This is a genomic window from Bradyrhizobium sp. AUGA SZCCT0177, from assembly GCF_018130125.1.
Lineage (GTDB): Bacteria > Pseudomonadota > Alphaproteobacteria > Rhizobiales > Xanthobacteraceae > Bradyrhizobium.
This window is the reverse complement of record NZ_JAFCMA010000006.1, coordinates 101,384-122,724: the sequence shown is the minus strand read 5'-3', so window position 1 is coordinate 122,724 and position 21,341 is coordinate 101,384. Positions and strand designations below refer to the sequence as shown.

Below are 21,341 nucleotides of genomic sequence, written 5' to 3'. Positions count from 1 at the left end.
ATCGCAGCAAGGCGGCGATTGCGGCGCGTGCCTTTGCCGCGTCTTGTTCGGAATTATTTTTTGTCGGGCGTTTCTTTCCGGCTATCGATCCGATGTTGCGATCCGGCGCGGGCGGCCTCGGCCATCGCGCTGAGGCGCAGTTCGTAGCCGCGGCGGACGTGACGGCGGGCCAGCTCTTCGGCGGCAGCCTCGTCGCGCCGCGCGATGGCATTCGCGATCGCCTGGTGCTCTCCCAGCGCTTCCGCGATACGGCCGGGTGCCGCGAAGGTGGTGCGGCCCAGCAGCACGACAGAGTCATGCAGGTCCTGCAGACTCTTGATCAGGAACCGATTGTGAGCGGCGCGGTAGATCTGCTCGTGGAAGAGAGTGTTTTCCCGAGCGTGGACTTTCGGGTCATCAGGCAATTGACGATGCGAATCCAGCATCGCCTGCAGCATGTGGATTTCGGTCGCGTCGGCAAAGCGTGCAGCCAGTGCCGCGGCCGTACCTTCAAGCCGCTCGCGCACATCGTAGAGTTCGGCCACCGCGCGCAGGTCGTGTTGCGCGACCGACAGCCCGCCGCCCGGCGCATGGACCAGCATGCCGTCGGATTGCAGGCGGCGCATCGCCTCGCGAATGGGTGTGCGGCTGACCTTGAGCCATGCGCACAACTCCAGTTCGAGAACACGTTGGCCGGCTTCGAGTTGGCCTTCCTGGATCGCATTGCGGATGGCCCGATAGGCATGCTCGGCGAGCCCGCCGGCGGCCCGCGATGACGCGGGGCCCGGAAAGATCACAAGCGTGTCGTCCTCAGCAGTGTTGGAAATCGCGGCCTCCCAGAAAGCCAGATCGGGGCTTTCCGCTACGTATAACTGTGTATACAAAGATATGCAAAGAGAATCTTAGGGATGAAATGCCAACGGTTCAGCCAGGGGCTCGCCCCGCGGAGCGCAGTATTTTGGGCGTTGGCCCGCACGGGCCGCCAAGTCCGCACCCCGCCGGGCGGGCCGACATAACGGTGTCGCTGACGCGCCATTCCCCGGGCCTGTTGCCGGCATGGCCGGCGGATGAACCTGTCTCGCTGGATCGGTGCCGATATTGTTGCGGCTCGGCGGTCTTGCCGTTGCGACGGCTCGCGCCGGACAGCGCGGTCCCCGCCCCGATGGCGGCGCAAGCCAAATCGAATCTCCCATGCGGCCCGGCGACGGTGACCGGTCAGGGATTCAACACCGGCGTTGCCAACGCTGCGCGCGTCAACGGCATGGCGATGCACGTGCTGGATTCGGGATGATGCGGAATCCGCCGAACCACGCCCGCTCCCGGCGGCTGCGGGTTCTGCTCGCTGGCGGCAAAGCGCGGACTTCTCACGCAATAGCAGCGCAGCGCCTTAAGCCGTGTCGGCGCTTTGTGACGTCCGTCACGGTGAAGCTAACGCGCAAACCTATTCTGGCAATCACAGAATAACGGGGACAGGCATGAACGCCACTCACTCACAGGCGTACCTGAATGGAATTGAGAAGATTGGTTGTCGTGTCGATGAATTGCAGCGCCTGCTGCGTTTTGCCGAAGGCCAGCGGGAAGCGCGAACAGCGGTCCGACAATTGAACCAATCGTCTCCGCTCCTCGGCAAGGATCGTATTCGTCTTTTCGATCGCGAATTTGACGACGCCCTTCACCGGGCTGTTTTCGCCGAAGTCGGTGATCTCCTTTTCGATCGTGATGAGATATTCGTAACTCGAAAGCTCCTCGGAGATCTGAAGCAGTTCCCGGATTGTCGACGTAATGCAATCGGCGTCGCCAGTGGAAATATCGGGTCGCTTGGCGGTCTGAACGAGATCACCCATCAAGTTCTGGAATAGCGGCTTTATGGCTTCGACCTTTTTGAAATCGCTTTCGCTGAGGACGCCGCTGCTGGACACGTTCGTCGCCAGCACGAGCATCGTGACGCCGAGGGCAAGCGGCCGCACCCATCCGCGACGCAGGCGGGTTATGGACCGACCATTGGGCGCGCAAGCGGGTTTCTTGCCGCCCCCCACCACTCTGCCCATCATTTTCCAGACGGCGGTTACGCCCATTGGATCAGCCTCGGACCTGGTGGCCAAGCATAGTTCGCGATTGCGTGCGCTGCTAGGGCGGACCGAACCTGGCCTGCGTCATTTTTGCACGACGAACGCGCGTTCCGGCGTGAGTGGGCAGGCCCGTTTGGTTGTTCTGCATCGGCTTTTGTGTATTATCTGCCCCGAGAGGAATAGAGCTGTGCGTGATGAGAAAAATCAGCGACTGCTCGCGGCTGGGGAGGCCGTCCCCGGTTTGGTTACGGACCCGGGAAAATGACCGATCTCTCGCAGCGGACATTTCGCGCCGTCGCGCTGCAGCGCGCCGCTTCGCCCGAACAGCTTGATCATCTCGTCCGCATTACCAGACCGTTTGACTGGATGCTGGTATTTGCCATTTGCATCGCCCTTATCGCAGCCGTCACATGGGGCATTGTGGGCCGCGTCCCTACCCGTGCTGAAGGCCAGGGCATTCTGATCAGCGGTGGCGGCCGCGTCGTCGAGGCGTCTTCTGCCGCCTCCGGCCGGCTGGCAACCATCAGCGTCATGGTCGGTGACCGCGTCACCCAGGGGCAACCGATCGCGGAGATCGTTCAGACCGACATCCAGCAACGCCACCAGGCTGCCGTCGAAGTTTTCCGCGAGAAGGAACGCCAGCACGCTGACCTGATCGACAAAACCAAGCGCGAACTCGCGTCGAAGGCACAGAACTTTGCGAAGCTCGAAGCCGCGTTCAACCAGGTCATCAAGGCGACCACGCAGCGCATCGACTATCTGACGAACGACGTCAAAACCCTCGAGGATTTGATGGCGAAGGGATTGACGACGCGGCGCACACTTGAGGAGCGTCGCCGGGATCTCAACGACGCCCAGCAGCGAAAAGAAGACACGTTCAATGAAATCCTGAAGATCCGGACGACTCAGACCGATTTGGAAACCCAGCGCGAACGCGAGAGCCAGACATCCGAGTTTGCCCTCAATGACGCCCGCCGGCAGATGGAATCCGCGGCGGGGCTGCTGACCCAGAACACCCAGATCATTAGCCCGGTCGATGGTCGCGTGCTCGAAATCAAGGTCTCGGCGGGCGCCGTGCTTGCGGTCGGTGCACCTGTCGTCGCGATCGAAAGCGAAGGCCAGAAGCTGGAAGCCCTGATCTATATTCCCGCCGAGCGCGGCAAGAACGTCAAGCTCGGGATGCCGGTGCGCATCGAGCCCTCCACGGTGAAGCGCGAGGAATTCGGGACCATGGTCGGCACCGTCGTGACGATATCGGACTTCCCGATGACGCCGCAGGGCATGGCAGCCGTCCTCCACAACGACAATCTGGTTACCCGGTTTTCAAAGGAAGGAGCCGCCTACGCCGCAACGGTCAGCCTGGAGCAGGACCCCGAAACCGTCAGCGGATACCGCTGGGCGGTTGGACAGGGGCCGCCGATCCGCCTCTCCAGCGGAACGCTGACGCGCGCGGAAATCACCACACGGCGGCAACGCCCGCTCGACCTGGTGGTGCCCCTCATCAGGCGGTTGACCGGAATTGATGGATAGCGCCCCGCCGCAGCAACCGCTTCCGCCGCAGTTCCGGCCGCCTTCCCTCTGGCACCGGTTCCGAAGGCTGTTTTGGCGCAGGAACGTCAAGAAGACGCCGACCATCCTTCAGATGGAGGCCGTCGAGTGCGGCGCGGCGGCGCTGGCGATGGTGCTCGCGCACCACGGCGCGTGGATTCCACTGGAGCAGCTTCGCGTTTCGTGCGGTGTCTCGCGCGACGGCAGCAAGGCAAGCAACATCGTCCGGGCGGCGCGCACCTTTGGCTTCGATGCCAAGGGTTTTCGCAAGGAGCCGACGACGCTGCACGAACTGCCGATGCCCTGCATCATCCATTGGAATTTCAATCATTTCGTGGTGCTCGAAGGGATCGACGGCAACGACGTTTACATCAATGATCCTGCGACCGGACGGCGGCGCACCGACATGGCCGAGCTCGATCTCGCCTTCACCGGCGTTGCGCTCACCATGGAGCCGACGGCTGAATTCCAGCGGTCGGGCAGCAAGCCGCAAGGCTTGCGATTGCTGCTGCGCGAATTGCGCTTCTCGAAGACCCCTGTCGGCCTGCTGGTGCTCGTCAGCCTCGCACTGGTGGTGCCCGCCATCGTCGCTGCCGGCTTCTCGAAGATATTCATCGACAACATCCTGATCCAGCGCACCAGCAGCTGGTTCATTCCGCTCTTGATAGGCATGGCCCTGACCGCGATCATCCGCGCGCTGCTGACGCTGGTGCGCCAATCGCTGCTGCTGCGCCTGCAGACCAAGCTTTCGGTCGTCATGGTGAGCCGCTTTCTCTGGCATGTCATGGCGCTGCCGGTCGAGTTCTTCACCCAGCGCCACGCCGGCGATATCTCCAACCGCGTGGGCGCGAACGAGCAGATCGGCCGCCTGCTCTCGAGCGGCGTCGCATCGAATGCGCTCAATCTGACGTCGATCGTCTTCTTCGCCGCGGCGATGGCCATCTACGACCTCCCGCTGGCCATCATTGGCGTGAGCATGACGCTGGCGAATGTGCTGGCGTTGAAGTTCATCGGAGGACGTCGCGAAGACCTCAGCCGCAGCCTCGCGCTGGAGCAAGGCAAGCTCGTCGGCTCCACCGTCAGCGCGGTGCGCAGCATCGAAACCCTCAAGGCCAGCGGCCTGGAGGACGAGGCGTTCGGCCAATGGGCCGGCATCCAGGCCAAGGCCTTGAACGCCGAGCAGGAACTCGGCGCCTCGTCGATCTATCTCGATATGCTGCCGACGCTGTTCACGGGACTGACCGTGGCCGCGATTCTCGGCGTTGGCGGCCTGCGCGTCATCGAGGGATCGCTGACCCTCGGAGGCCTCGTCGCCTTCCAGTCGCTGATGGCAAGCTTCTCCGAACCGGTGACCGAACTCGTCAATTATTTCGGCAACGTGCAGACCATCAAGGGCGGGCTGGAGCGCCTCGAAGACGTCTACAATTATCCGCTCGGAAAGTCGGACAAGCCAACGATCGCGCCCGAGCACTTTCCGCCAAAACTGACAGGCCGGGTCGAGCTCAGCAATATCAAATTCGGCTACTCGATCCTGGAGCCGCCGCTGCTGGACAACATCTCGATCGACATCCATCCGGGTTCGCGGGTAGCCCTTGTCGGCGCTTCCGGCAGTGGAAAATCGACCCTCGGAAAGCTGATTTGCGGTCTCTACAAACCTTGGGCCGGCGAGGTTCGCGTCGACGGATGGAATTTGCCGGAGATTCCGCCGCAGGTATTTGCGAACTCGATCACCTATGTCGACCAGGACATCTTCCTGTTCGAGGGGACGGCACGCGAAAACCTCACGCTGTGGGACTCGACCATCACCGAGGCCGACCTTTCGCAGGCATTGAAGGATGCCGTCATCCACGAAGACATCGCGACGCGAACGGGAAACTACGACTGCTATATCAACGAGGGCGGCACCAATTTCAGCGGCGGCCAGCGTCAGCGGATCGAGATCGCCCGGGCGCTGGTTTCCAACCCCTCCATCCTGGTACTCGATGAGGCCACCGGCGCGCTCGATCCGATCACCGAAAAGATCATCGATGACAATCTGCGGCGACGCGGCTGCACCTGTATCATCATCGCGCACCGCCTCAGCACCATCCGTGACTGCGACGAGATCATCGTGCTGCAGCAGGGCAAGATCGTCGAGCGGGGCACCCACGAACAACTGATGGGCCTTCAGGGCACGTACGCAAGACTAGTGGCGCAGGAATGAGTGAATCTCTCCTCCAGCAGGCCCAGGCGATGGCCAATCAGGAAGGGGCTGCCCATGCGGCGGGCCACATCGCCTTCGACGGACGGCATCCAAAGCTGCTTGATCACCGCGGCTACGCGCTCCAGATCACCGCGGGGCATGTCGATGTCTTCGCGGTCCGGCTTGTCGAAGGCAATACCGACGGCGCCCGGCACCATTTGTTTCGGGCCGAGAGTGGAGAGATCATTCTCGATCTGCAGGAAGGCTTCAACCGGTCGGGTCCGCAAATTCAAGTGCTCGCGGTCGGAAGCCCCGGCACCGAAGCCCTGCTTGTGCCGCGCATGGACGTTCAATCCCCGGACCCGGTCACCACCTGGATCAGGCGGCTTGCGCGGCTGATCGCCGGACCCAACCCGAGCTGGGACATGCTCGAAGTCGCGAGCGATGGCGCGGCCGAAATCCCGGCGGGCGAACGGCGCCGTGGTCCGGCGCGCAGCATTGTCTGGGTCTCCCTGCAAGCCGGGACGGCAAAGCCGATGGGGCTTGAACCATCGATTGCAGCTGGAGGCCCGCCGCTGCCGCTGACGTCAGGCATGTGGATCGAGGCAGGTCAATCGGGCTGCAGCGCGCTCGGCAGTGAGGCGATGCCGGACGCCGACCAATTGTGGCGCGCCGTCGATCAATTCCATCTCAGCGTGGCCAGCTGCATCAGGGAATATCTGGCCCGCGACGTCGAGCGCGAGAAACGGCGTCTCGTGCTTCGCACCGAATTGATCACAACACAGACCGCGGAATCCTTTGAACGCCTTTCCGACGTCGTCGTGCAGCGCTCCACCCACACCGAGATGGCGACCGACTCGGCGGATCCCCTGTTCAACGCCTGCCGGATCGTCGTGGAAGCGATCAAGATGCCGTTCTCCGTCCCGCCCCGCTCCGTCCTTGCCCAAGCCGGGTTTAATGGCGCCGTCGAGATTGCGCGCGCGGCACGCTTGCGCGTGCGGCGAACGCTGTTGCGGGGCGAGTGGTGGACCGAGGACGCCGGGCCCCTGGTCGCATGGCACGGCGAGGCGCGAAATCCGGTCGCGCTCATTCGCCGCGGAAACCGCCGCTATGTGATGCTCGACACAACAACGGGAACGCGGCGGCCGGTCGACCGGTCGGTCGCCATGGAATTGGCGCCGGAGGCCGTATCGTTTTATCCGGCGCTTCCGGCCCGCCCGCTTCGGTTCCGGGATCTGCTGACCTTCTCGTTCCGGCATTCCACCGGCAGCTTCCTTCGCATCGCGATTTCGATCGTCGCGATCGGGTTGTTGTCGCTGGTGACGCCGCTGATCACCAACGTCCTGATCAATTCGGTGATCCCCCGCAGCGAACTCGATCAGCTCACGTTCTGTGCGCTCGCCCTCGCCGTCACGGCCATCGCCATCGCCAGTATCCAGACGATGGAGGGGCTCGCGATGCTGAGAGTGGAAGGCCTGATGGATTGGCGGTTGCAGGCCGCGGTGATCGACCGGGTACTCAGGCTGCCGACATCGCTGTTTCGTGAATACACCGTCGGCGATTTCGTCGACCGCTCGATGGGCATCGACGCGGCGCGCCGGGTCTTCACCGGGCGTGCGCTGCGCAGCATGCTGATGGGCGTGTTCGCCTGGTTCAGCATTGGCCTGATGCTCTACTATGATGTCAAGCTGGGGTTGATCGCGCTATTGCTGACGCTGATCCGGGCGCTGCTGATCATCGCCACCAGCGCGCTGCGCCTCTATTACGAAAACAAGTATTTTACCCAGCAGGGCAAGATCGACGGCTTCGTGCTGCAGCTGATCGCCGGTATCGGAAAGCTGCGCGTCGCCGACGCGACCGCGCGTGCGCTCGCCGTATGGTCAAAGCAATTCGCCGGGCAAAAGCGCAATTTCATTTCGTCGCAGAAGGCCTCCAATGCCCTTGGCGTTTTCGAGACGGCGTATCCGCTGATCGCCACCCTCATCATCTTCGCGGCGGCGACGTATCTGAAGAGCAAGCTGCTGCTGGATGTCGGCGGCTTCCTGGCGTTTTTTTCCGCGTTCGGGCAGTCGATGGCCTCAATCGGCGCCTGGGCATCCGGCATCAGCGAATCGCTGATCGCCATCCCCCGCATCACCCGCCTTCGGCCCCTGATTTCGGGGGCAGCCGAACTGTCGGACGAACGCAAATCCCCGGGCGAGCTGTCCGGAACGATCGAGCTGTCGCGCGTGACCTTCCGCTATACGCAAGGTGGTCCGCCGGTGCTCGAGAATGTCTCGCTCCGAATCGCGCAAGGCGAATACGTCGCCATCGTCGGTCCGTCAGGCAGCGGCAAGTCCTCGCTGTTCCGGCTGCTGCTGGGGTTCGAGAAGCCGGAGTCCGGCACGGTATTCCTCGACGGAAAGGCCATCGACACGCTGGACATCAGCGCGGTGCGCCGTCAGCTCGGCGTCGTGCTGCAAAACGGCAAGCTGGCAACCGGCAGCCTCTACGACAATATTTGCGGCGGCGTCCAGCTGCCGCTCGACCAGGCCTGGGAGGCGGCGCGGCTCGCCGGTCTGGAGGACGACATCAAGGCGATGCCGATGGGCATGAACACCGTGGTCGCCGAAGGCGTCAATACGCTGTCCGGCGGCCAACGGCAGCGCATCATGATCGCCCGTGCGGTCGCGCGCCGGCCGCGTGTTCTGCTGTTTGACGAGGCGACAAGCGCGCTCGACAACCAGTCGCAGGCGATCGTCAGCAACTCGCTCGGCAACCTCAATGTGACGCGGATCGTCATTGCGCACCGGCTCTCCACGGTCCGCCAGGCGGATCGCATTATCGTGCTGGTCGATGGCAAGGTGGTGCAGACCGGAAGCTATGACGAGCTCAGCAACACGCCGGGAATGTTTGCTTCATTCGCCAAGCGCCAGTTGCTTTAGTGATATGAATCACCCGGCGCGACGTCGTTTCGCAGCGTGACGCCTGTCACTGCGCGAGGCCGCGAGCGGATCCTAATCTCCTGACCATAGACGAAGCGGATCATCCCTTCGCTACAAAACAGGAGACGACCATGAACCACGACCTTCTCAACGACGAAGCGCTTTCCATCGTTAGCGGCGGCAAACCTGCCGGCGGGCACGGCAGCGGCACCGGTGGCGGCACCGGCGGCGGCGGCGGCAACGGCACCGGTGGGGGCGACGGCCTCGGCTGGCTCCGTAACCTCATCCGCAACATCTTCCCCTTCTAAACGCTGAAGGCGTTGACAGCACGGAAGAGACCGCCTCCACGGGCGGTCTCTTTTGTTTTGGACGGTCGTTGCAGTGCCGCATCGCGTTTTGCTGCGCAGCAACGAACATCCTCTACCCGCCTGTCCGGCCACGGCCAGCCGTCGACAGTTACGAAATACCGCAATAAGCAACGCCCAACCTGATATCGCTCGCCGTCGAGCTCTGCTGGCGATAGCATCACAGCCTCGCAGTGGAAGGCGCCGATGAGTAAGCCAGGTCCGGTATTTGCGTGGGGAAGGCTGTCGGAGGACCTCGCGTTGTTCAAGGCGCTCTCGCCGGAGCAGCGATTCAAGACCTTTGATGCCATGGTCCGGCAAGACCTCGTCCGCGGCGAAATGCTGGTGGCGCAGGGGGACCCTGCCGACTCACTCTACATTGTGTTGCACGGCGCCCTCGCGGTACGCCGAACCGGCGACTCCCTCCCGATCGCCGAACTGCGCGCCGGAGAACTGGTCGGTGAAATCGGGTTCTTCGCCAACCTTGCCCGTACCGCCAATGTGATCGCCATCCGCGACACCAGCGTGCTCGTGCTGACGCGCGCCGCCTACCAAAGCCTCGCGGAGAACACGCCGGCGATTGCCGAGGCGCTGCTTGCAGCGCTCGCGCTTCGGTTTGCGAAGCGAACGGAACAGATTCCAACAACGCGCACTTCGCCGATGGCCCGCACGGTGGCGCTGATCGATGGTGGCTTTGAGCCGATTCCAGCCGACTTTTATCGACGCATGCGCGAGACCCTCGCCGGGACCAACGCCCAGATCGTCGATCCAGCCCGCGTCAGCTCGATGTTTCCCGGCCGGGCACTGGATGCCCCCGAAGTCACCGACTGGCTCAACAAGCTCGAACAGGTTTCGCCGCTCGTGATCTATCTCGGCAGCGGTGAGGTGCCGGCCTGGACGCGGAAGGCGATCCGGCAGGCGGACATGGTGGTGCTGGCATGTCGCGGAGATGCGCCTGCGGAAGGCCTGACCGAAATCGAAACCTTCGCCTGCCAGGTGCATCCGGTGTCGGCCCGGCGGATCGTGCGTATCCATGACCGGCGCAGCGGCGAAGTCAGCGGCACCACGGCGTGGCTCGCGCGCCTGCCCTGCTTCATGCACCACCACGTCGCGCTCGAGGATCAGCTCGACATCGACAGCCTGATCCGTTTTCTGTCCGGGCGTGCGATTGGATTCGTGGCCGCTGGGGGCGGAAGCTTCGGATTCGCCCATGCCGGCATCTACAAGGCATTTCGCGAACGCGGCGTGACGTTCGACATCTTTGTCGGCACCAGCGTCGGCTCCGCCATGGCCGCCGGCTTCGCCAAGAACTTCGAGGCTGACCGTCTCGAACGCGGCGCCCACGAGATTTTCGTGAAGAGCCGCAGCTTCCGCCGCCCGACCTGGCCGCGATACGCGCTGCTTGATCACAAGGCCTTCGATCGCGCGCTCGCCGAACAATACGGAGCGCAATGCAGGATCGAGGATTGCTGGCGGCCTTTCGCGGCGGTCGCAAGCAACCTTTCGACGCACTGCCTCGAACTGATCCAGTCAGGGTTGCTCTGGCAGGCGGTGCGCGCATCGAGCGCCATACCCGGGCTGTTGCCGCCCTTCTACACCAAGGACGGCGCGATGCTGGTCGACGGATGCCTGATCGATAACGTCCCACTGGATCCGATGCATCAACTCAAGAGCGGCCCCAATCTGGTCGTGCATTTCGGCGAACCCGAGGTCGAGACGTTTGACGTCGACTACGCGGCGTTGCCCGGCCGGCTGGAACTGGCTGCCGCGATGCTGGTGCCGTTCCGCAAGAAGCTGCTTCCGGCGGCGCCCAACGCGGTCAACGTGCTGTGGCGGAGCCTCGTCGCCCATCAGCGCTATGATACAATCCCGGCCGCACCGCTCGATCACGTCATGCGGCCACCGATTCCGGCCGGAGTCGGAGTAACCGAATTCGAACGCCACACCGAGATTTTCGACTCAGCCTATCTCTGGGCGCGGGAGCGCATCACAGCGCTCGAAGCGGAGGGCAATTCCGCTATTGCCGCCATTCTCGGAAGCGGTGCGCCGACCAGGCTGTGAGCGCCGCATCTGTCTACGTCGACAGCACGGCCCGCAACTCCGCGGCCAACAGGCGCGGAACGGGGTCGCCTGGACACTCCGCGGCCAAGCCCTCAAACAATTGCGCCGCGCCAGCCTTATCGCCTTCGATCAACCGATACGCCGCAATGTATCGTTCGCGCCAATCCGCCGAGGCCTCCGGCGGCCAGGGTTCAAAAACCTCGACGGGCACATCAAGGCCGCGCAATGACGCGACGCCGAGCGGCCTGAACAGGGTTGTCGTGCAGCGCGCGGCCGCGAATGGGCCGACACAGATGGTCGATCCATAGCGCTTGTTGAGCGCCTCCAGGCGCGCCGCCGAGTTGATGGAATCGCCGTGGGCAGTGTAGTCGAGCTTTGACCTGATCCCGATATCGCCGACAATGGCTTCACCGGTTTCGATACCGATACGCGTGCGGCCAAAGCCGATGTGGGACGGTTCGTTCCGTGACTGGAATCCCTTCGCCCATATCCGGATCTCCTCGGCGCAGTCGAGCGCGCGTTGCGGGTGGTCCCTGAGATCGAGCGGCGCGTTGAAGAACGCGTGCACGGAGTCGCCGACGATCTTGTCGACCATCCCGCCATGCTTCATTACAATGGCCGCCATCCCTTCAATATATTCGTCGAGCACCGCGACAAGCTGTTCGGGTCCTGCGCGATGCGTCATCGCGGTAAAGTCCTCGATGTCGGTCCACAGCGCGGTGATCTCGCGCTTCTCGCCGCTCAACTTCAGGAGGCCCGGATTCTCGGCGATCCGCTTCACAACCGCCGGCGCCAGATGTTGCTCGAAGCGGCTCCGGATGCGAGCTTCGCGACGGGCCACCAGCGCGTAAGAGCTCACGGAGGATGTCATGAAGACGAACAGGCCTCCTATGGACGGCATCATGGGATCGATCAGCCGATCCCCGACCAGAGACGCGAGGATCGCCCCCGACCAGAGAGCCGCCAAAGCGGTCAGGCCGACAAAAGCACCCAACACCGGCGACAAAGCCGACGCGGCGACCACGGCTATCAATCCCATGATCAGGGTCAAAGCAAAGCCTAGAGGGACCGCTTGTGGCGCCCGGCGCGCGTAAATCTGCTGGATGGCATCGGCCTGAATCTCGACCGATGGGACAAGCGGATCAGTTGCCGTTTCGCGCAATCCGCCAAGCTCCGGCGCCGACCCGCCGATCAATACAATAGCGCCGGCAAGCCGCGCGCGTTGCACAGCGTTGTTGTTGACGACGTCAGCCGCGGAGATCGTGCGCGCCTCCCGTTTGCGGATATCGGCGCCGGCCAATCGCAACAGGCCGTCGGCGGGCAGCGGCACTTCGAGATCGCCGACGATGATCCGCTGCGGGTTGGCATCGACGGAATAGGCCGGCGAGCGCTCAAACAGCCGGATCGCTTCCAGCGCCAGGCCCGGTCGCGTCGCTTCGCCGGCGCCGACGAGGAGCGGCACGCGCCTGATCCTGCCATCTGCGTCTCCGGGCAACGAAAGCGCGCCAAGCCCTTTCGCCGCGTCGACCAGCGGCGACACCGGCCCAAGGCCACCGCTCATGCGCCAGAGGCCATCCAGCACGACCGGGTGGCGTGCGAGAACCGGCACCCCTGGGACGGAGTCGGCCTTGTCGGCATCGAGAACAAATCCGAGCGCCACCGGAACGCTCTTCATCGCCGCGGCGAGATGCTTGTCACCGTCGAGAAGACCGCCAGCGAGCGCGCTGATATCTTGATTGCCGGTGAGAGAGCCGAGCTGTCGCGCCAGCGCGGCTGGAGAGCGGGTATCCACCTGCGTAAAGAGGACATCGATTCCAACGACGGCCGGCTTGCCACTGGCCACCGCTTCGATGAGGCGCGCCATCGTCTCGCGCGGCCACGGCCACGGCCCCAAATCGTCGAGCGTGCGCCGGTCGATATCGACAACGACGACCGGAACAGCGCTTGCTGTCTCTTGCGGCTTCGATCGGCGGATCTGCCGGTCGGCTGCAAGCACCACATCGAATGCCCTTTCACGAGATACGTTCCGCCATTCCCTCGGCATCAACAATAGGGCGGCGAGGAACAGCACGAGGGCTAGAAGTCCGGCAATCAGGCCTGAATGAGTCTTGCCCAGCTGGCTAAGCATGAGACCCGTCAACTTCGGCGAGCTTGAGCGGATCGCAGAAGATTCGGTCTAGCGTGCGGCCAATGGCGCCGACTTCCTCCAGCTTGCCCAGCGCCTCGTTGATCTTGGGACGACTGGCGCCGAGCAGCAGGGCGAGTTCGCCCTGTGACATGCCGAGATCAAGCGGCAGCCGCTTTCCCGGCACCGGCTTGCGGTCGCCAATCGCGACCAGGAAGAAGCGCGCCAGCCGAACATGCATCGGATGAAGCGCGATCGACTCAAGTTGTCCGCTGGTGTCCCGCAGCCGGCTGCAGAGAAACGATATCAGCCGCTCGGACAGCACCGGCCGCGCGGTCCAAAGCTTGCGAAAATCCTCCTTGTCGAGCCGGTAGGTCGTCACCGCCGTGAGGGCGGTAGCATCGGCGCTCCTTGTGCCGCCATCAAGCGCCGCAATTTCACCGAGCAATTCGCCCGCTGTCGCATGCCGAAAGCTAAGTTCGCGACCATCCTCGGTGGCGATCGCCAGTCGCACACGTCCTTCCGCGACGAGGTAAAGGCCTGTCGCGCGCTCGCCGCGCGTAAACAGCGCCTGTCCCTTTTTGAATTTGGCTTCGCGAAAGGACGGAATGCAGGCCTCGAGATCCTCGACAGCCAGGCCCTTGAAGAGTTCGGTTTTCGACAGAAGAGAAACGAGAGTATCTTTGCTGGACATTTGTCGCCTGAATGAAAGGCCTCGGTTTGCAATGATTTGACGTCAGACCGGAAAATCTCACCGCGTCTTCAGGATCTCCATCGTGAAGTTTTCCTGCATGCCGTGCGAATTGATCAGAGAAGCTAACTAACGCTGTCCAAAGCGCCGCGAATCCGCTCCGTGCCCCACTTGGTGGCCGCGGAGGGTTTCGAACCCGGAGTGGCCAGGTTTGTCCCCTCTCCTGCCTGTAGCACGACCTCGCTCCCACCTCCGGAAACAGTGACCGTGCCGTGGTCGACAAACACGCCAAAAACGCCATTGCTCGGCCCGGCAAAGAATTTCGTGCCGCGGACGGCAATGAGTCCGTAAGAACTCCTGATCTTCATTGGGACGGGCCGGCTCCCACTCGGCCGGTCAAAAAGCATCGGACCAGACTGCAGCGAGATTTCGCCTCCGGTCGTCGAAAGAAACTGATCAATGACCAGTTGCGCCTTTTCGCCGAGCTTGATCGTCGTGTCCTCGCCCATCAACATCGTCAGCCGGGAGGATGGACCCGTCCCGACGCGATCACCGACAAAAAGCGAGGATGCTTTCTGCAAAGGCCGCTGCTGGCTGCTCGCATCGACAAACGCTTCGCCCTTCACCTCTTCGACGCGGCCGGCAGGATCGGCGGCGCGCACTGGCGAACTGAGGGCTGCTGACGCAAGCAGCGTGCCGACGAAGCCCAAGACCTCTCGTCGATCGAACGGATGCCCGAAGTATCGCCGCGATCCCTGAAGCATGAAACGCATCGTACAATCCGCTCTATTGCGGGATTGATGCTAGCGGAGCAGCCAAGTCCAGGCAACCGGAAGCCACAATGGCAGGCTTCCAGTGTGATCTCACTACCGAACTGCCGATCAGCTCAGGAGCAATCGTAAACCAAATGGATGACACGCGGCCGCGACCGATGTTCTCGAGCCCGCATCGAGCGCGTTTGGATGCTGCCACGACAAATCGCTGCGACAAATTGCAGCGCCGGCTTCCTCAAGTCTGAATCTCTGTCACCCGCATGCGGGAGAGAGACGCCGAACAGCCCCCAAGGCTCTCGAGGGCTTAACAATTGCCAGCCCCGCCAGGTCACTTCACTCCCATATAGTTCCTTATTTCCAATAAGTTATCGGGCACGCAAACACTCGAATGCTCGCTGTCTTGCGCTGTTCCCCAGGGAACAGCGGGGTAAAGCGCCGTCCCCTATTCTGTACCGCCGACGTGAGGGCAGCGATAACCGCTGCCGGTCGGACGGAGATGGAGAAGTCATGATCACCCGGCCCAACAACACCCACAACCAACTCGGCGACAACGAACCCAATGCCGTCGTCGGCGGTCACCGCAAGTTTCACTATAAAACGATGAACGGCCACACCTATGCCATCGGCTACGTCAAGGGCCGCACCCTGATGGTGAGGGTCGACTGATTAGCCAGCCGAGGATACGGCCGTCATCATCACCGTAGTCTTGCAGGTTGATGGTTCGCTTGATGCAGACGAAAGAGAATGGGACAGCAATTCGCTGTCCCATCCTTTGCGCTGTTTGATGGACACGCTCAGCGACGTCTTCCGCGAGGCCTCAGCGATCTCGACGATGCCGCCTCGGCAGCATTGAGTCCTTCCGAGCGATGTCGCGAACCGTCATGCGCGTTCGAGCAAGGCGGCAAGGCGCGGATCGCTGTACTTGCTGGCGACTCCAGCGCGGCGCAGGTCCTCTGCATACATCTCCAGCATTGCACGGATGACGGCAGGGTGCTTTGGCGCCACGTTGGTCGTTTGCTTCGGATCGGAGCGCAGATCATAGAGTTCGACCGGCTCGCTCGGAGTTGCGTAGAGCAGCGACCAGTCTTTCGTGGTGATGGTGACAGGTTGCCATTCGACTACCGTCCGCATCAGGTCGTCGACCACTTCGACCGTCTCGCCGGGATTGGCGAGCGGCAGAGCCGTCAGCACGTGATCGCGCCCTTCGAAGGGCTGCCCCCGGACGGCGGGGAGCAGCGAGAGTCCCTGCATCTCCGCCTGGCGCGGCAGGCCGGCCATGTCGCAGATCGTGGGAGCGAGGTCGAGCGCGCAGGTCAGCTTGTTAGTTCGTCCGGGCTTTGCGCCCGGCACATGGATCAACAGCGGCACCCTGGCGATCTCTTCATAGAGCGGCGAACGCATCCACGTCGCTTCGCCGGGCGCCCTGCGGACCATCTTGCCCATCAGCCCGTGCTCTCCCAGCAGGAAGCCGTGGTCCGAGACGAAGATGATGGCGGTGGAGTCCTCGATGCCGAGATAGACGAGTTGGTCGAGCAGATGCCCGATCCAGCGATCGACCAGTTCGAGCTCGCCGCTATAGAGCGCGCGCGCCACCGCGATGTCGCGATCCGTCATGCCGTGCTTCTTGCAGTCGCCATAGGGCGGGTGCACGCGTTCGCCGGCATAGTCGGGAAGATAGTGTCTGACGTAATAGGCCGGCGGGTCCCACGGTTCATGCGGATCCCAGGTGTCGACCAGCGCAAAGAATTTATCCTGGTAGATTTCCTCCAGACACTTGGCTGCCTGCACCATGGTGATCGGTGCCGGGCAATCCATCTCGCCGGTACGGGGATCGGGCTTCACCTTGCCGGTGATCGGCCATTGCGGAAGCTTGCCTTCGCCCTGGCGCTTGGTCTTGTTGGGCGCGGTGTAGGAGCTGTAATGCGGCGTCCCCAGGAGCTGGGATTTCATGTCGTAGAAGAAGTTGAAGCCGCGATCATATGAATAGCCGTTGACCTGGTAGAACGGCGTGTCCACCACGCCGAGCGTCGTGTAACCCGCTTCGGTCAATGAGGTTGCAATCGAGCGATCCGCGCGCGGCAGCGCACCCCAGCCGACGCCGGCAAAGGCAGGCTTGCCGGTGAGATAGTCGTAGCGCGCAGGCACTGTCGGAAAGCTCGACGCATAATAGCGATCGAAGACCATCGATCGCGCAGCGAGCCGATCGAGATTGGGAGTTCGGACGTGGCCCCCGTTGTAGCCGAGCATGTCCCAGCGGACAGTGTCGGATACGATCATCAAAATGCGCTCCACCACGGCAAACCTCCCTTTTTCTGCGTTCCTTTTATAGTAATATATCACATATCACTTGGAAGGCGTCAACGGTAGTATGTCACACGTTACATTTACACATCCGGGGGGTTCGGGTAGTAAAAGCCATGGATCTTCGACAAATCGGTGCATCGAGCCTGGTGTCCGGACCCAGCCTGCGGGAGCAAGCGAGGCAGGTGATCCGCGGGCTGATCATCACGGGACAGATGCAGCCCGATCAGCTCTATTCCGTCCCGCGTCTTGCGATCGATCTCGGCGTCTCGGCGACACCCGTTCGCGAAGCTCTGCTCGATCTCGCGCGCGAAGGCCTGCTCGAGCCCGTACGAAATCGCGGCTTCCGCGTGGTCTCGCTGTCACCGGGGGAACTCAACGATATCTTCGCGATCCGCCTGCTGCTGGAAGTGCCTGTTGTCGCCGAGATCGCGCGGGCTCGCCTCACGCCCGCGCAGACCGAGCAACTGCGCCATCTTGCCGAAGCCACGAAACGCGCCGCCGATGATGGCAATCTCATTGAGTTCCTGGAGACCGATCGCCAATTCCACATTGGGCTCATCGCCACACTCGGCAACAAGCCCCTCGCCGACCTGGTCGAGACGCTACGTGATCGCGTTCGGCTTCACGGCTTCAAGAATGGATCGACCCGGGAGCATATCGCGCAGTCGGCCAGTGAGCATTTCCAGTTGATCGACGCGCTGTCGAAGCAGGATGAGGCCGGCGCTGTTGCGGTGATGCGCCGCCACCTCGAACGTTCGCGCCATGTCTGGGGCGAAAGCGATCGCAAGCCGCACACCTGAAGATCAGACCTGAATCGAGGTCAGCTTCTTCAGGCACCGCAGCGCGAATGACGATCGGCTGTGGCGGATGCCTGGAATGCGATAAAGCTTTTCACGCAGGAAGCGTTCGTAGCCGGCCGTACTCTCGACGGCGACCTTGACCAGATAGTCATAATCTCCGGTGGTGAGATAGGCCTCGATCACTTCGGGCAAGCCAGCGAGCAGTTCTCCGAACCGCTCCAGCACCTCTTCATCGTGACGGTCGAGCGTGATTTCGATGATCACTGTTTCCGGCAGACCAAGCTTCTCCTGATTGAGGAGCGCAACATAGCCGTCGATGTAACCCTGCTTCTCCAGTCGCTTGAGTCTGTTCCAGCATGGCGTCGTGGATAGCCCGACCTTGTCGGCCAGCTCCGCCGTCGTGAGCCGTGCATCGGCTTGCATCGCCCGCAGGATGCGCCGGTCGGTCTCGTCAAGGCGCAGTGAGTCCTTCCGCCGCGTCGCCTTCATAACCGAGAACTCTATTCTGGGTATTGGTTTGTTTCCGAGGATAATTATATCGCTAACTTGCCAAATTGCCAGACGAAAGGAAGCATCTTCTCAGGAAACACGGATACAACTTCTCCAAATTTGTATGGGGATGCCGTGTTCATTCTGGAGCTGCACGCAAGCGATCTACATGCCGCGCTCGGCCGCCTCCTCGACCAGGTGCGCGTCGCCGATCTGCGGTTGGCGGCCGTCGATGCCCGCGAGGAAGCCGGCGAATACAAAATCCAGGCTTCCATCGACGTCCGTGACCGCCAGGCCGTCGAAAGGCTTGCCCGCCGCGTCGGCGCGATCATCGGCGTTGCCGCGATCGAGGTGAGGGGCGGACGTCAGCACGCGATACTAGCGGCCGCCCCATGATCTCACCCGATCAGGCGCGCAATGGTCGCCGCAACAGCTTCCGACAGGTCCGCTAACCGCCCCTCGCGAGACGGCTATTCCCAGGACCAGGCGGAGAAGTCATTTTCGAATTGCGGGACTTCCTTCCACACACCCTTCAGCTTCTTGCTCGCAATGGTGATCCATTGCGGCTGGAACAGGAAGCCGGCAACCGCATCGGTCGCCAGCATGCGCTGCGCGTCGCCGAGCAACTTGGCGCGTTCGGCCTCGGCCGGTGTTGCCTTGATCTGCTGGTAGAGCGCGTTGAAGGCCTCGTTGTTATAGCCGAGATAATAGTCCGGCTCGGTTATCTTCACGAGATCGAACGGCTCGACATGCGAGACGATGGTGAGATCGAAATTGTGCGGGCCGTTGCCGGCAAAGACCTGTGACAGCCACTGCGCCCATTCGACGTTCTCGATCTTGGCGATGATGCCGACTTTGGCGAGCTGGGCCGCGAGGATTTCTCCGCCGTTCCGCGCATAAGGTGGCGGCGGCAGCTTGAGGCTCAGCTCCAGCGGCGCTTTGACGCCCGCTTCTGCCAGCAGCTTCTTGGCCTTTTCCGGGTCGTATGGATTGATGCCTGTCGTATCGACATAGCCGAGCGATCCCGGCGTATAAAAGCTGCCGATCGGCGAACCAAATCCATCGACAGCGCCATCGATCATCGCCTTGCGATCGATGGCGGCGAGAATGGCGCGACGAACCCGCACATCGTCGAGCGGCTTCCTCCGTTCGTTAATGCCGACGATGGTCTTGGCCCTGGAGCCGCCAATCAGGACATTGAAGCGCGGATCGGCCTTGAACTGCGCCACACTGCGCGCCACCGCGCCGCGCGGAAACACGTCGATGTCACCCGACAGCAGCGCCGCGACCTGCGCGGCGGGATCGCCGATGAAGCGGATGGTCACCTTGGAAAGCTTGATCGCGGCGGCGTTGCGATAATCCGGCCATTTGCTCAGGGTGATCGACGATCCCTTGGCCCAGGCACCGAGCGTATAGGGTCCGGTGCCGACCGGCTGCGTCGCATTGGTCGGTGCACTCTTCGGCTCGACGATCGAGCCGCCCGCCTGACCGATCAGGAACGGCAGGTTCGGTTCGGAATATTTGAGCACGACCACGATCGTCTCCGCGTCAGGCGCGGTGACCGACTCAAACGCCTGGTACAGGCTCTTGTCCTTGTTGGTGCTGGTCGGCGCCGCGTTGCGATCGTAGGAAAACTTCACCGCAGAGGAATCGAACGGCTCGCCGTTGTGGAATTTGACGCCCTTGCGGAGCTTGAACGTATAGGTTTTCAGGTCGGCCGACGCCTGCCAACTCTCGGCGAGCAAGGGCGATACCGAACCGTCCTCGTTGATCTTGGTCAACGTCTCATAGAGGTTATAGAGCGTGACCTCGGCAATGGCCGCAGCGGCTGCGTTGGTGGGATCGAGTCCCGGCGGCTCCAGCGTCATGCCCATGACGACGCTGTCCTTCTTGCCCTGCGCCAGGCTCGGCAGCGGCGCGGCGGCGAACGCGGCCACAACTGCAAAAATGGCTAACTTCCTGAACATCCCTTGCTCCCCTGAAATATCGCGCGACCAGACTAAGCCAGTCCCGCATAAAAGGCTAACCCTCCTCCGACGCTACCGGAGGCAATGCCATCACCGTCTCGGCGCGATGGCACGCGGCTGATTGCGCCGGGCCCACCTTGCGCAGCGCAGGCGCGACCTCGCGACAGTGCTGGTCGGCCAGCGCACAGCGTGACGCGTAGGGACATCCCGTCGCGCCCAGCGAATGCGAGGCGATCACCTGCGCACCGCGACGCCGGCGCACACCGCCAGCCCGGGCACGCGGCACCGCCTCGAGCAACGCCCGCGTATAGGGATGGGCGCAATGCGCGAACAGATCCTCAGGGCTCCCCTGCTCGACGATCCGCCCGAGATACATCACCGCGATCTCGTCGCAGAGATAATCCACCACCGCCAGATCGTGGCTGATCAGGACGTAGCTCAACCCGAACTGATCCTGCAGGTCTTGCAGGAGATTGAGCACCTGCGCCTGCACGGAGACGTCGAGTGCGCTGACCGGCTCATCGGCGACGATCAGTTTTGGCTGGGTGATCAGCGCACGCGCGATCGCGATGCGCTGGCGCTGGCCACCGGAGAATTCATGCGGGAACTTGTCCATGTCGGCCTCGCGCAGTCCGACCTGCCGCAGCACGTCGGCAACGCGCTGACGCAACGTGGCGCGATCCATCCGTCCGAGCGCGGTCAAGGGCTCCGCGACGATGCGCGCAATGGTCTGTCGGGGGTCCAGCGAGCCGTAGGGATCCTGAAACACCATCTGAAAATCACGCCGGGCGCGGCGTAACTCGTCAGCCGGCAGCCGGTTCAGGTCGCGGCCCATGAGCGACACCGAACCTGACGACGGCCGCTCCAGCGCCATCACCAGCCTCGCGAAGGTCGACTTGCCCGATCCGGACTCGCCGACCACACCGAGGCTTCGGCCCGCCGTCACCTTTGCGGTGACGCCGTTGAGCGCATGCACCTGCCCGGCCGGCTTGAACACGCTTTCGCGCGGCAAGGTGTAGCGCTGCGCCAGATCCTTCACATCGAGCAGCGGCAGTTCGGCGGGCGGCGGCGTCTGCTCAGGCATG

The 21,341-nt window shown here is 62.7% G+C and carries 17 protein-coding genes; 8 read left to right on the top strand and 9 right to left on the bottom strand.

The features are described 5' to 3' along the window. Nucleotides 1-53: 53 nt before the first annotated feature. Together JQ597_RS09150 and JQ597_RS09145 are read right to left on the bottom strand one after the other, a co-directional pair. On the bottom strand, nucleotides 54-776 hold the full coding sequence (locus JQ597_RS09150; RefSeq protein ID WP_212263866.1) for a GntR family transcriptional regulator: 723 nt from the start codon (nucleotides 774-776) through the stop codon (nucleotides 54-56). Between the two features lie 693 nt (nucleotides 777-1,469). Then, nucleotides 1,470-2,054, bottom strand: coding sequence for a hypothetical protein (locus JQ597_RS09145; RefSeq protein WP_249147644.1), 585 nt, complete (start codon nucleotides 2,052-2,054; stop codon nucleotides 1,470-1,472). 255 nt (nucleotides 2,055-2,309) lie between these two features. Here JQ597_RS09145 and JQ597_RS09140 point away from each other — a divergent pair, with 255 nt between their 5' ends. The 5 genes from JQ597_RS09140 to JQ597_RS09120 all read left to right on the top strand — a co-directional run bounded on the left by JQ597_RS09140 (nucleotide 2,310) and on the right by JQ597_RS09120 (nucleotide 11,107). Beyond that, nucleotides 2,310-3,578 carry an NHLP bacteriocin system secretion protein gene (locus JQ597_RS09140; RefSeq protein ID WP_212263865.1) on the top strand — a complete coding sequence of 423 codons (1,269 nt, stop codon included), beginning with the start codon at nucleotides 2,310-2,312 and terminating at the stop codon, nucleotides 3,576-3,578. After that, nucleotides 3,571-5,799, top strand: coding sequence for an NHLP family bacteriocin export ABC transporter peptidase/permease/ATPase subunit (locus JQ597_RS09135; protein ID WP_212263864.1), 2,229 nt, complete (start codon nucleotides 3,571-3,573; stop codon nucleotides 5,797-5,799). Before JQ597_RS09140 ends, JQ597_RS09135 begins: the two co-directional genes overlap by 8 nt. Further along, a complete protein-coding gene (locus JQ597_RS09130) occupies nucleotides 5,796-8,702 on the top strand; it encodes an NHLP bacteriocin export ABC transporter permease/ATPase subunit (protein ID WP_249147642.1) in 2,907 nt (968 codons plus the stop codon). Before JQ597_RS09135 ends, JQ597_RS09130 begins: the two co-directional genes overlap by 4 nt. Before the next feature lie 131 nt (nucleotides 8,703-8,833). Next, complete coding sequence (locus tag JQ597_RS09125; protein ID WP_211998660.1) at nucleotides 8,834-9,010, top strand: hypothetical protein; 177 nt, start codon at nucleotides 8,834-8,836, stop codon at nucleotides 9,008-9,010. Between the two features lie 243 nt (nucleotides 9,011-9,253). Beyond that, on the top strand, nucleotides 9,254-11,107 hold the full coding sequence (locus JQ597_RS09120; protein ID WP_212263863.1) for a patatin-like phospholipase family protein: 1,854 nt from the start codon (nucleotides 9,254-9,256) through the stop codon (nucleotides 11,105-11,107). Nucleotides 11,108-11,120: 13 nt separating this feature from the next. Here JQ597_RS09120 and JQ597_RS09115 read toward each other — a convergent pair whose 3' ends face one another. From JQ597_RS09115 to JQ597_RS09105, 3 genes are all read right to left on the bottom strand, one after another. Next, complete coding sequence (locus JQ597_RS09115; protein ID WP_212263862.1) at nucleotides 11,121-13,235, bottom strand: CHASE2 domain-containing protein; 2,115 nt, start codon at nucleotides 13,233-13,235, stop codon at nucleotides 11,121-11,123. Next, a complete protein-coding gene (locus JQ597_RS09110) occupies nucleotides 13,228-13,926 on the bottom strand; it encodes a Crp/Fnr family transcriptional regulator (RefSeq protein ID WP_212263861.1) in 699 nt (232 codons plus the stop codon). Before JQ597_RS09110 ends, JQ597_RS09115 begins: the two co-directional genes overlap by 8 nt. A gap of 122 nt (nucleotides 13,927-14,048) precedes the next feature. Then, nucleotides 14,049-14,696: a FecR family protein gene (locus JQ597_RS09105; RefSeq protein ID WP_212263860.1), complete on the bottom strand. Its 648-nt coding sequence runs from the start codon at nucleotides 14,694-14,696 to the stop codon at nucleotides 14,049-14,051. Nucleotides 14,697-15,203: 507 nt separating this feature from the next. Between JQ597_RS09105 and JQ597_RS09100 the strand changes: the two genes are divergently transcribed. Next, complete coding sequence (locus tag JQ597_RS09100; protein ID WP_212263859.1) at nucleotides 15,204-15,362, top strand: hypothetical protein; 159 nt, start codon at nucleotides 15,204-15,206, stop codon at nucleotides 15,360-15,362. Nucleotides 15,363-15,575: 213 nt separating this feature from the next. Here JQ597_RS09100 and JQ597_RS09095 read toward each other — a convergent pair whose 3' ends face one another. Continuing rightward, the gene (locus JQ597_RS09095) at nucleotides 15,576-16,973 is read right to left on the bottom strand and encodes a sulfatase family protein (RefSeq protein WP_212263858.1); all 1,398 of its coding nucleotides are present in this window, start codon (nucleotides 16,971-16,973) and stop codon (nucleotides 15,576-15,578) included. Nucleotides 16,974-17,113: 140 nt separating this feature from the next. Here JQ597_RS09095 and JQ597_RS09090 point away from each other — a divergent pair, with 140 nt between their 5' ends. Next, complete coding sequence (locus JQ597_RS09090) at nucleotides 17,114-17,800, top strand: GntR family transcriptional regulator (RefSeq protein WP_212263857.1); 687 nt, start codon at nucleotides 17,114-17,116, stop codon at nucleotides 17,798-17,800. A 3-nt stretch (nucleotides 17,801-17,803) separates the two neighbouring features. On the opposite strand, the gene JQ597_RS09085 is transcribed toward JQ597_RS09090, so the two are convergent. Further along, nucleotides 17,804-18,289 (bottom strand): Lrp/AsnC family transcriptional regulator, encoded by a 486-nt coding sequence (locus JQ597_RS09085; protein WP_212034820.1) that lies wholly within the window; start codon nucleotides 18,287-18,289, stop codon nucleotides 17,804-17,806. A 135-nt stretch (nucleotides 18,290-18,424) separates the two neighbouring features. On the opposite strand from JQ597_RS09085, the gene JQ597_RS09080 reads away from it, so the two are divergent. After that, on the top strand, nucleotides 18,425-18,685 hold the full coding sequence (locus JQ597_RS09080) for a hypothetical protein (RefSeq protein WP_211998651.1): 261 nt from the start codon (nucleotides 18,425-18,427) through the stop codon (nucleotides 18,683-18,685). 74 nt (nucleotides 18,686-18,759) lie between these two features. On the opposite strand, the gene JQ597_RS09075 is transcribed toward JQ597_RS09080, so the two are convergent. Both JQ597_RS09075 and JQ597_RS09070 read right to left on the bottom strand, forming a co-directional pair. Beyond that, complete coding sequence (locus JQ597_RS09075) at nucleotides 18,760-20,256, bottom strand: ABC transporter substrate-binding protein (RefSeq protein ID WP_212263856.1); 1,497 nt, start codon at nucleotides 20,254-20,256, stop codon at nucleotides 18,760-18,762. A gap of 55 nt (nucleotides 20,257-20,311) precedes the next feature. After that, nucleotides 20,312-21,340: an ABC transporter ATP-binding protein gene (locus JQ597_RS09070; protein WP_409363313.1), complete on the bottom strand. Its 1,029-nt coding sequence runs from the start codon at nucleotides 21,338-21,340 to the stop codon at nucleotides 20,312-20,314. Between the last annotated feature and the right edge of the window lies 1 nt (nucleotide 21,341).

Bases quoted from the DNA above. Each gene is read 5' to 3' on its own strand.
- JQ597_RS09105 (WP_212263860.1), bottom strand. From the start codon at position 14,696: ATGCGTTTCATGCTTCAGGGATCGCGGCGATACTTCGGGCATCCGTTC.
- JQ597_RS09120 (WP_212263863.1), top strand. From the start codon at position 9,254: ATGAGTAAGCCAGGTCCGGTATTTGCGTGGGGAAGGCTGTCGGAGGAC.
- JQ597_RS09090 (WP_212263857.1), top strand. From the start codon at position 17,114: ATGGATCTTCGACAAATCGGTGCATCGAGCCTGGTGTCCGGACCCAGC.
- JQ597_RS09145 (WP_249147644.1), bottom strand. From the start codon at position 2,054: ATGGGCGTAACCGCCGTCTGGAAAATGATGGGCAGAGTGGTGGGGGGC.
- JQ597_RS09070 (WP_409363313.1), bottom strand. From the start codon at position 21,340: ATGCCTGAGCAGACGCCGCCGCCCGCCGAACTGCCGCTGCTCGATGTG.
- JQ597_RS09075 (WP_212263856.1), bottom strand. From the start codon at position 20,256: ATGTTCAGGAAGTTAGCCATTTTTGCAGTTGTGGCCGCGTTCGCCGCC.
- JQ597_RS09095 (WP_212263858.1), bottom strand. From the start codon at position 16,973: ATGATCGTATCCGACACTGTCCGCTGGGACATGCTCGGCTACAACGGG.
- JQ597_RS09140 (WP_212263865.1), top strand. From the start codon at position 2,310: ATGACCGATCTCTCGCAGCGGACATTTCGCGCCGTCGCGCTGCAGCGC.
- JQ597_RS09125 (WP_211998660.1), top strand. From the start codon at position 8,834: ATGAACCACGACCTTCTCAACGACGAAGCGCTTTCCATCGTTAGCGGC.
- JQ597_RS09100 (WP_212263859.1), top strand. From the start codon at position 15,204: ATGATCACCCGGCCCAACAACACCCACAACCAACTCGGCGACAACGAA.
- JQ597_RS09085 (WP_212034820.1), bottom strand. From the start codon at position 18,289: ATGAAGGCGACGCGGCGGAAGGACTCACTGCGCCTTGACGAGACCGAC.
- JQ597_RS09135 (WP_212263864.1), top strand. From the start codon at position 3,571: ATGGATAGCGCCCCGCCGCAGCAACCGCTTCCGCCGCAGTTCCGGCCG.
- JQ597_RS09130 (WP_249147642.1), top strand. From the start codon at position 5,796: ATGAGTGAATCTCTCCTCCAGCAGGCCCAGGCGATGGCCAATCAGGAA.
- JQ597_RS09115 (WP_212263862.1), bottom strand. From the start codon at position 13,235: ATGCTTAGCCAGCTGGGCAAGACTCATTCAGGCCTGATTGCCGGACTT.
- JQ597_RS09110 (WP_212263861.1), bottom strand. From the start codon at position 13,926: ATGTCCAGCAAAGATACTCTCGTTTCTCTTCTGTCGAAAACCGAACTC.